Source organism: Streptomyces sp. NPDC055287, from assembly GCF_053646035.1.
This window is the reverse complement of sequence record NZ_JBSHNE010000009.1, coordinates 272,596-282,624: the sequence shown is the minus strand read 5'-3', so window position 1 is coordinate 282,624 and position 10,029 is coordinate 272,596. Positions and strand designations below refer to the sequence as shown.

General features: G+C 70.1%; 7 protein-coding genes. 2 read left to right on the top strand and 5 right to left on the bottom strand.

What is annotated here, in order from left to right; genetic code table 11:
* Window positions 1–1,580: 1,580 nt before the first annotated feature.
* Window positions 1,581–2,447: an NAD(P)-dependent oxidoreductase gene (locus tag ACWIHY_RS17590; RefSeq protein ID WP_454376528.1), complete on the bottom strand. Its 867-nt coding sequence runs from the start codon at window positions 2,445–2,447 to the stop codon at window positions 1,581–1,583.
* A 188-nt stretch (window positions 2,448–2,635) separates the two neighbouring features.
* On the opposite strand from ACWIHY_RS17590, the gene ACWIHY_RS17585 reads away from it, so the two are divergent.
* Entirely contained in the window at window positions 2,636–2,908 is a 273-nt protein-coding gene (locus ACWIHY_RS17585; RefSeq protein WP_454376527.1) for a DUF1876 domain-containing protein, read from the top strand.
* Between the two features lie 135 nt (window positions 2,909–3,043).
* On the opposite strand, the gene argS is transcribed toward ACWIHY_RS17585, so the two are convergent.
* Window positions 3,044–4,813, bottom strand: coding sequence for an arginine--tRNA ligase (gene argS / locus ACWIHY_RS17580; protein WP_454376526.1), 1,770 nt, complete (start codon window positions 4,811–4,813; stop codon window positions 3,044–3,046).
* A 147-nt stretch (window positions 4,814–4,960) separates the two neighbouring features.
* Between argS and lysS the strand changes: the two genes are divergently transcribed.
* Window positions 4,961–6,727: a lysine--tRNA ligase gene (lysS, locus tag ACWIHY_RS17575; RefSeq protein WP_454376525.1), complete on the top strand. Its 1,767-nt coding sequence runs from the start codon at window positions 4,961–4,963 to the stop codon at window positions 6,725–6,727.
* Window positions 6,728–6,821: 94 nt separating this feature from the next.
* On the opposite strand, the gene ACWIHY_RS17570 is transcribed toward lysS, so the two are convergent.
* From ACWIHY_RS17570 to ACWIHY_RS17560, 3 genes are all read right to left on the bottom strand, one after another.
* Window positions 6,822–8,171, bottom strand: a complete 1,350-nt coding sequence (locus ACWIHY_RS17570; protein WP_454376524.1) for a DUF2637 domain-containing protein — start codon at window positions 8,169–8,171, stop codon at window positions 6,822–6,824.
* A gap of 160 nt (window positions 8,172–8,331) precedes the next feature.
* Window positions 8,332–9,042, bottom strand: a complete 711-nt coding sequence (locus ACWIHY_RS17565; protein ID WP_454376523.1) for a DUF3558 family protein — start codon at window positions 9,040–9,042, stop codon at window positions 8,332–8,334.
* A gap of 28 nt (window positions 9,043–9,070) precedes the next feature.
* Entirely contained in the window at window positions 9,071–9,979 is a 909-nt protein-coding gene (locus tag ACWIHY_RS17560; RefSeq protein WP_454376522.1) for a DUF3558 domain-containing protein, read from the bottom strand.
* Window positions 9,980–10,029: the final 50 nt, after the last annotated feature.

Below are 10,029 nucleotides of genomic sequence, written 5' to 3'. Positions count from 1 at the left end.
ATGCGTCAAGGGCGCTCCTGCGTCGCGTCGCTGCGCGATGGGCCTGCGGCCCACCCTTGACCCGCCACCCCGGCCCACCGCTAACGCTTGTAGGGGGACGGCCCAAAGAAAAACGCCCTGCACGGCAGGTGGGGGAGCGGCTCGGGTGGGATGGTGCTGTCGGGTGTGTGGGTGGGGCGCGGTCGGCCTAAGGGGCGGCTCGGCTCCTGGCTCGGCGGGTGCGGCGACGGTCGTTGGTGCGGCATCCCCACTCCTCCGCACACGCGCACCCTGGCCGGTGAGCAGTTGGCCGGCCTGGGCGACCTGCGGACTCGTGGTTGTGCGGGTGGGGCGCGGCAGTTGGATGGGGGGACTCGGGCGGGTGTGGCGTCCGCCCCCGCCGGTGGTCGGTCGGGCCACAAGCATGTGGCCGGGCTTGGTGGGTGGAAGGGTGCTTGGGGGCTTTGTGGTCCTGCCGACGGCTCGGACCGATGATTCGACCGGACGGCTTCCGGATGGTGGGGCTTTCGGCGGCCTCGGCGGCCTCGGTGGGGCCGGTGGGGTGGTTGGAGGTGCCCGGCCCGGCGGATGCGACGAACCCGGCAGAAGACGAACAAGCGCGCCCACTTTGCCCCTTTTTCGGCGCATCGGGGGGTTGCGAGGCGCATCACGTGCTGGGTTAGTCGCACACCCACTACCCGGCGTGGGCTTGGCGTGAACCGGACCCGACATGTGATGCCTGCCGACACCACACCAGCCCCACCGGCCCCTCCGTGCTCGACAAGCTGGCGGGGAGGGCGAGTTGGTGGGGCTTGGCAGGGTCCACTTTCGGCGTTGGTGCGGTTCGGTCGTTCCCGCACCGGGCGCGGGAGGCCGGATTGCGATTAACCCGGCGCTTGGTGATGCGTAACGTCTCTCCAGTCCCACCGGTCACAGCCGTGTCGCTTTCTGCCGTCACGGGAGTGTTTCCACCCACGGCGGCAGCGTGGCTCCTGTGCGGACGGTGCCTCACCACCCACCCCCCCCACCCACCCACTCACACCGGCAGCCAGCTTGCAGCTCAACCGATCACCGGTGGGGGTGGACGCCACACTCGCCCGAGTGGCCCCATTCAACTCTCGCGCCCCGCCCGCACACCCACTGGCCCGCAGGTCGTCCATCGCGATCGGCTGTCCACCGGCCCGGGTGCGCGTGTGCGGAGGAATGCGGGTGTCGCACCAACGACCGTTCCCGCACCCGCCGAGCCAGGGGCCCGAGCGGCCCCCGAAGCGGAGCGCGCCCCACTCACACACCCGCCGTCCGGCAACGCACCACCAGCCACTTGCCGAGCTTGACCCGTGGGCTCCCCCCCGGGGCCGCCCCCCTTAAGCATTGCGGCGGAGGTTCGGCGGTCAAGGGTGGAGCGAAGCGCAATCGCCGCAGGCGACGCGACGTAGGAGCGCCCTTGAGGGCCGGGCCTCCGACGCCACCCTTAGCCAAGGCGGCCCCCACGCCAGAAGCAACCGCAGCCCCAGGACCGTCAGCGCCCCCTGTAGTGGGTGCGTCAACTGTCGTGTGCTGTGAGTTTGGCGGGGTGGCGGGCGGCGTTGCTTCCTGCGGCGTTACTTCTTCAGCAGGTCCACCAGGCGGGACAGGCCGTCCGCCGCGTGGCCCTCCGCCACCGAGCGGTCGAGCAGCTTCTGGAACGGTACGAACAGCTCGGGGCTGACGCCTTGGTCGTTGTACGCGTCGATGAAGTTCGAGAACGCCGCCTGGTTGATGCCGAGGCTGGACACGTCCGTCAGGTGCTGCCCGGAATCGACGGCCGCGGCCACCCCCGGGACCACTCCGCTCAGCATCGCCGAAACCCACGCGTGCAGCGGATCGGCGAACTCGGTGGCCTTGATGTCCTCCGTACGGATCAGGGCGAACGCCTGCGCCACGCCGATGAGCATGCCGTACATGCCCGTCAGCAGGGCCAGGTCGTACAGGGCCGCTCGTCCCGGGTCGGTGCCGACCCACTGCGTGCCGCCGAGGGCGGCGAGGGCGGGGCGGTGCGTCTCGTACGCCTGCTCGTCGCCGCTGTAGAGGACGTACGCCGCCGGGGTCGCGATCATCTGCGGGACCGCCATGATCCCGCCGTCGATGTACGCGGCGCCCTGCGTCTCGGCCCAGGTGGCGAGGGCGCGGGCCTGGGCGGGGGTGCCGTTGGTGAGGTTGGCGAGGGTCTTGCCGGTGAGGTCGACGGTGGCGAGCGTCTCGGTGACGTTGTCGTTCGTCGTGAAGCAGACGATCACCAGGGGGCTCGCCGCCACGGCGTCGGTGACCGTCTCCGCGGGCGTCGCTCCCTGAGCTGCCAGTGGGCCGGTCTTCGCGGCGGAGCGGTTCCAGACGGTGACCGGGTGGCCGGCCTTGAGGAAGGCGGCCGCGAGGGCGCTGCCCATCATGCCGAGGCCGAGGACGGACACGGGAGGTAGGGGTTGGGGCATCAAAGGCTCCTGGAGTGGGGTGCGGGTGGGAGTTCCTGCGGTCCTTTGATCCTTGTCGGGCGCTGAGTTGGCGACAAGTACCGACTAATAAGTCAGGTACTCACCAATCGGTAAGTGGGGAGTGGTGATCAGTGGACATGCGGCGCACCCTGGAAGGGGGGAAGGGGCACTGCTGGAGGTGAGCTGCCATGCACACACTCGTCGGATGGCACGTCGAGATGGAGTTCCAGGAGGAGGACGGCAGGACCAGGGCGGCCGCGATGGTGCGGCTCGGCGACGGCATGGAGCTGCGGGCTCACGGGTACGCCAAACGGCACCCGACCGATGCCGAGCAGCTGCGGGTCGGCGAGGAGATCGCGGGTGCGCGCGCGCTCATGGACCTTGCGTCACAGCTTCTGGGGAAGGCCCACGGCGAGATCGACGAAGCCGCGGGACGGCCGTCCTATCCGCTGACGACGTGACGGACGTGACGTGACGGATGTGACGTGACGTGATGGGACGCAGACGGGGAGAAAAGGCGATGCCCCCACCGGAACCCCGGTGGGGGCATCGCCTCGCATCTCCCGCATCGCCTCGCGTCACCGAGCGCCGCGTGCTCAGAGCTGCTCGGGCGTGCGGATGCCGAGCAGGGCCAGGCCCTGGTGGAGTGTGCGGGCGGTCAGGTCGCAGAGGAAGAGGCGGTTCTCGGCGACGTCGGGCGCGGGCTCGGGCTTGATGACCGGGCACTGGTCGTAGAACGTCGTGAACAGCGACGCGAGCTGGTAGAGGTACGCGGTCAGCTTGTGCGGCTCGTACGCCGAGGCGACCTCGTTCAGCGTCTCGGCGAACTGGTCCAGGTGCAGGCCCAGCGCGCGCTCCGCCGGGGCCAGTTCGAGCTCCGGGTGGGCCGCCGCCTTCCGGTCGCCCGCCTTACGGAGGATCGACTGGATACGGGCGTACGCGTACTGGAGGTACACGGACGTGTCGCCGTTCAGCGACACCATCTGGTCCAGGTCGAACTTGTAGTCCCGCGACGCGGACGTGGACAGGTCGGCGTACTTCACCGCGCCGATGCCGACGTACCGGCCGTTCTCGACGATCTCCTGCTCGCTCAGGCCCACCTTGGCGGCCTTCTCGCGCACGACCGCCGTCGCACGGTCGACCGCCTCGTCCAGCAGGTCCACCAGCCGGACCGTCTCGCCCTCACGCGTCTTGAACGGCTTGCCGTCCTTGCCGAGGACCGTGCCGAACGCGAGCTGGACCGCGTGGACGTCCTCGTTCAGCCAGCCGGCCCGCCGGGCGGTCTCGAAGACCATCTTGAAGTGGAGGGACTGGCGGGCGTCAACGACGTACACCAGCGTGCTCGCGCCCAGGTTCTTGACGCGGTCACGGATCGCCGAGAGGTCGGTGGCGGCATAGCCGTAACCGCCGTTGGACTTCTTCACGATCAGGGGGGACGGCTTGCCGTCCGGGCCCTTCACGTCGTCGAAGAAGACGCACAGCGCACCGTCGGAACGGACGGCCACGCCCGAGTCCTCCAGGATCTGGCACGTCTCTTCGAGCATGTCGTTGTAGCCGGACTCGCCCACGACGTCCGGGTCGTCGATCTCCATGTCGAGCTTGTCGAAGACCGAGTAGAAGTAGATCTTCGACTCGTCGACGAACCGCTGCCACAGCGCGAGGGTCTCCGGGTCGCCGGCCTGGAGGGCCACGACACGGTCCCGCGAACGCGCCTTGAAGTCCTCGTCGGAGTCGAAGAGCACGCGCGATGCCTTGTAGAGGCGGTTGAGGGACGACATCGCCGCCTCGCCCTCCTCCGGGCCGCCGTGCTTGTGGTCCAGCTCGTGCGGGTGCTCGGTGAGGTACTGGATGAGCATGCCGAACTGGGTGCCCCAGTCGCCGATGTGGTGCCGGCGTACGACCTTCTCACCCGTGAATTCGAGGATCTCGACCATCGCGGCGCCGATCACCGCGGACCGCAGGTGGCCGACGTGCATCTCCTTGGCCACGTTCGGCTGCGCGTAGTCGACGACCGTCGTGCCCGGCTGCTCGGCCAGCGGTACGCCGAGACGCGCGTCGGAGGCGCGGGCCGCGAGGGTCTCGATGATCGCCCTGTCGGCGACCGTGATGTTCAGGAAGCCGGGGCCCGAGACCTCGATCTCCTTGATCACGTCACCGGCGGGCAGTCCGGCGACGACCTGTGCGGCCAGCTCACGCGGGTTGGCCTTCGCCTTCTTCGCCAGGGCCAGGATGCCGTTCGCCTGGAAGTCGGCCCGGTCGCTTCGTCGCAGCAGCGGGTCGGCGGCGCCGGCCTCCGGCAGGGCTGCCGAGAGGGCGTCCGCGACGCGCTGGTTGACGGTCGTAGCGAGGGAATGGACCGAGGCCATGAGCTGCCGTTCCTGTCGAGAGGAAAGTTGAATGTGCAGACGAGTATTTCATGTGGGGTGCAGGGCCGTCGTCTCGTATAAAGGCAGCCTCGGACATGGTTGTTCTGTCTGGGAGAATGGCTACGCCAGCTATCGAGGAAGAAGGACGTGCCGATCGTGGCTCAGAGCAGCACAGAGACCGACTGGGTCTCCCGCTTCGCGGACGAGGTCATCGCCGAGTCGGAGCGACGTGCCCCTGGGGCGAAACACTCGGGCGCTGCGGCGCCGACGGTCGTCGTCGCGTCCGGACTCTCGCCCTCCGGGCCGATTCACCTGGGCAACCTGCGCGAGGTCATGACCCCGCACCTGGTCGCGGACGAGATCCGCCGGCGTGGGTACGAGGTCCGCCACCTGATCTCCTGGGACGACTACGACCGGTACCGGAAGGTGCCGGCGGGCGTCCCGGGGGTCGACCACTCGTGGGCCGAGCACATCGGCAAGCCGCTGACGTCGGTGCCCGCGCCGGCCGGGTCGGCGTACCCGAACTGGGCCGAGCACTTCAAGGCCGCCATGACGCAGGCGCTCGACGAGCTCGGTGTCGAGTACGACGGCATCAGCCAGACCGAGATGTACACGGCCGGGGCCTATCGCGAGCAGATCCTGCACGCGATGAAGCACCGGGGCGACATCGACGCCGTACTCGACCGGTACCGGACCAAGAAGGACCCCAAGCAGCAGGTCAAGAAGCAGGGGCAGAAGCCGGTCGACGAGGCCGAGCTGGAGGCCGCCGAGGGGTCCGGGGCGGCCGACGAGGACGACGGCAGTGGCGGCGGCGCGGGGTACTTCCCGTACAAGCCGTACTGCACCGTCTGCGGCAAGGACCTCACCACGGTGTCGGCGTACGACGACGAGAGCACCGCGCTGTCGTACACGTGCGTCTGTGGGCACTCCGAGACCGTGCTGCTGAGCGAGTTCAACGGCGGCAAGCTGGTCTGGAAGGTCGACTGGCCGATGCGCTGGGCGTTCGAAGGTGTGATCTTCGAGCCGAGCGGAGTCGACCACTCGTCTCCGGGGTCGTCTTTCGTCGTCGGCGGGCAGATCGTGCGTGAGGTCTTCGGCGGCGTCCAGCCGATCGGACCGATGTACGCCTTCGTCGGCATCAGCGGGATGGCGAAGATGTCCAGCAGCAAGGGCGGCGTGCCCACGCCCGCCGACGCGCTGAAGATCATGGAGGCGCCGCTGCTCAGGTGGCTGTACGCGCGCCGCCGGCCGAACCAGTCCTTCAAGATCGCCTTCGACCAGGAGATCCAGCGGCTCTACGACGAGTGGGACTCGCTGGAGAAGAAGGTCGCCGAGGGCACGGTGCTGCCGGCCGACGCGGCGGCGCACTCGCGCGCGATCAGGACGGCGGCCGGTGAGCTGCCGCGCACGCCGCGCCCGCTGCCGTACCGGACGCTCGCCTCGGTGGCGGACATCACGGCCGGGCACGAGGACCAGGCGCTGCGGATCCTGAGCGAGCTGGACCCGCAGAACCCGGTCACCTCGCTGGACGAGGTGCGGCCGCGCTTCGACCGTGCCGAGAACTGGATCACCACCCAGGTCCCGGCCGAGCAGCGCACCGTCGTACGCGGCGAGCCGGACGCCGAGATCCTGGGCTCGCTGGACGAGGCCGGGCGGGAGTCGCTGCGGCTGCTGCTCGAGGGCCTCGACGCGCACTGGTCGCTGGACGGGCTCACGACTCTCGTCTACGGCGTGCCGAAGGTGATGGCGGGTCTGGAGCCGGACGCGAAGCCGACGCCGGAGCTGAAGGTCGCGCAGCGGTCGTTCTTCGCCCTGCTCTACCAGCTGCTGGTCGGGCGGGACACCGGACCGCGACTGCCCACGCTGCTGCTCGCGGTGGGGGCGGACCGGGTGAGGAAGCTGCTCGGGGCGTAGCTCTCTGACGCTTGTCGCGCCGAGGGCCGCCACTCCCGGAAATCCGGGGGTGGCGGCCCTTTCGCGCGGCGGGGGCGGGAGCCCGGTCCGCGGCTCAGGCGATGTGTTCGGCGTCGAGCTCCTGCTGGTAGCGGATCTCGAAGCGCTTGGTGTAGTCGGCCAGTTCGCGGGCGGGCGGGGCCTCGGTGCCCAGGTCCTGGAGGTACGAACCGAACGCGCCGGGCGAGGGGACCGTGTTGTACTCGCCGACGTACTTGCGGAACGCGCCGTAGTACCGCTCCTCCGGTTCGTACGGCTCCTCGTACTGGGCCTCCTCGTACGGAGCCTCCGGGTACTGGGCCTGCGGGTACTCGCCCTCCGCGTAGTGCGCCGGGTCCTGCTCGTGGCGCGGGCCCGGGATGCCGCCCAGGGGGCGGGTGCGGCCGGGGCCCGAGGGGACCATCACGGGCGCGGGCTCGGGAACCTCGGCGTACGCCGGGTCGTAGCCGTTGCCGTACGCCGCCTCCTGCGGAGCCTGCGGCGCCTGCGGAGCCGCGAACCAGGGGCTCGAGTGCGAACCGGGGCCCTCCTCCTGGGCGGCGTGGGCGTCCTCGGCGTCCTGGTAGTCCGTGTCCGCGTCCGGGGCCTCCTCGGGCCACTCCTCGTCCGGGTACGGCCGGCCCTGCTGTCGGCCGCTCTCCCCCGCCGGTTGCTGCGGCAGCGCCCGCAGCTCCTGCGGCCGCGCCTCGATCTCCGGCGCCGGGGGCAGCAGCGCCGGCTCGATGCCCGCTGCCGCCAGGCCCGCCGGGGCGGTGTCCGCGAGCGGGACGCCGTACTTCGCCAGCCGCAGCGGCATCAGCGACTCGATCGGCGCCTTGCGGCGCCAGCCACGCCCGAAGCGGGCCTGGAGACGCGCCTGGTAGATCAGGCGGTCCTGCTCCAGCTTGATGACCTGCTCGTACGAGCGCAGTTCCCACAGCTTCATGCGGCGCCACAGCTTGAACGTCGGCAGCGGCGACAGCAGCCAGCGGGTCAGGCGTACGCCCTCCATGTGTTTGTCGGCCGTGATGTCGGCGATCCGGCCGACCGCGTGCCGCGCGGCCTCGACCGAGACGACGAACAGGACCGGGATGACGGCGTGCATGCCGACGCCCAGCGGATCGGGCCAGGACGCCGCGCCGTTGAAGGCGATCGTCGCGGCCGTCAGCAGCCATGCCGTCTGGCGCAGGAGGGGGAACGGGATCCGCATCCAGGTCAGGAGGAGGTCCAGGGCCAGCAGGACGCAGATGCCCGCGTCGATGCCGATCGGGAAGACCAGCGAGAAGTCCCCGAAGCCCTTCTCCTCCGCGAGCGTGCGCACGGCGGCGTACGAGCCGGCGAAGCCGATCGCGGCGATGACCACCGCTCCGGCGACGACGACACCGATCAATATGCGGTGCGTACGTGTCAACTGCATCGCGGCCACCCGCGATCCCCTCCCGTTACGTCGGACTTGGCGGGGGTCAGCCTGGCACATGTGTGCGGGTGGCGTTGCGCGGGTACGGGCGGAGCCCGGCCTTCAAGGGGAAGGTCGGGCTCCGCTATGTGCCGGAAATCAGGCGATGCGTACTACTTTCTGCCAGGCGTCACTTGTTGGACGCGGTGACCGAGGCCACCGCCTCCTTGGTCGCCTTCTGAGCGTCCTTCAGCAGGTCGGCGGCCTTGGGGGACTTGGCACCCTGGTAGCCGGCGCCGTTGTAGATGACGGTGGCGACGACGTTCTCCGTACGTGTCACGACCGTTGCGTACTTGAAGTCCGCGTCCGTCTTCCGCAGGTCGTACGTGACTGCCGTCGCCTGGTCACCGATGCCGGCGGCGGGCTCGGCCGCGACCTTCTTCGCGCCGTCGGTCGCCTTCGCGGCGTCGACCTGCTTCGTGTAGTACTCCTCGGCGAGCTTGTCGCCGGGGCCCCGGGTCTGGTCCGACTCGTACCGCATGAAGGAGACGGACAGCCAGCGGTACTGCGAGCCGTCGACGCCCTTGTTGTCCAGGCCGTTCCAGGAGCAGCCGCCGCGCGCGGACACGTCGTTCGACTTGTCGGCCGTACCGGACTTGTCCTTCGCCTCGGGGACCAGCGAATCGACCGTCTTCTTCTTGATCGACTTGCACGGCTCGGGCAGCTTCGAGAACGCCGCCGGCTTCACCGTCGGCTTCGCCGACACCGAGGGCGAGGCTTTGGCGGACGGGGACGCGTTCTTGTCGCCTCCGGAGTCGGAGGAGCAGCCGGCGGCGACGAGCATCACCGGGACGGCTGCGCAGGCGAGTATGCGAGAGAGTCGCGGGGCTGATCGGTGCATGGTTCCTTCACTCATGGAGGCTGATCGACTAATCGCTGAACTGCTCGGCGAGCCTGCGGGCCAGGGCCTGCGTCTTCTCCTGCAGTTCCTTGCTGTCGGGGACATCGGTGGTCAGGGCGGGCTGTTCGCTGTACTGAACGGTCACGATGACGTTCGAGGTACGGAACACCACACTGACGGTACGGCGCTGCGCGGTCGAACCGGACCGGACCAGGGCGTCGTCCAGGAACGCGGCGTCGCCGAGGTCGGAGAGGGTACGCGGTTCGAGGCCCTCGGGGGTCTGGGCGCCGGGGCCGCCACCGGCGCCGCTGCTCGCGTCGCTCGCGCTGCCGGAGGCGTTGCCGGGCTTCGGGGTGGCGGAGTCGTTGTCCGTCTCGCCGCCGGCCGTGGACGCGGAGGCGGTGGGGGAGTCGCTGGGAGACGCGCCGTCCTCGCCGCCGCCTTCTGTGTCCTTGCTCTCACCGTCGCCCTCTTCGGGGTCCGGGCTCTGGGTGGCGGGGGCCGGGAGGTCCGCCGCGGTCTCCTGCTTCGCGTAGACCTCCTCCGCGCGGTCGTCGTCGCTGACCTCGGAGTCGTACGACACGATCCGCTCGAAGTCGACCTGGAGGTGGTGCGTGGCGCCCGGCGAGTCCACCTTCCAGCGGCAGCCGACTCGCCGGTCCGTGTCGTACGTCACGGCGGGGGTGCCGTCGTACGCCTTCTCCTGCTGCTCCTCGGGGAGCGTGGCGGCGCCGGGGAGGAGGTCGCGCAGGATGCCGCGGTCGACGGCGCCGCAGGGCTCACGGAGCGTGCGGTACTTGCCGGGCGCGGCGGCGGAGGTGTTCGCCTCGCCCGCCTTCTCGTCGGTGGCGCGGTCGTCGGTGCCGGAGCCCCCGGTGCAGCCGGCGGTGAGCGCCGCGAGGAGCGCGACGCCGGTTACGTACACCTTTCGCTGCACGGTCCCAGGCTCCCTTCGATCAGAAATGCGGTTGCCGCGCGATGGCGGCC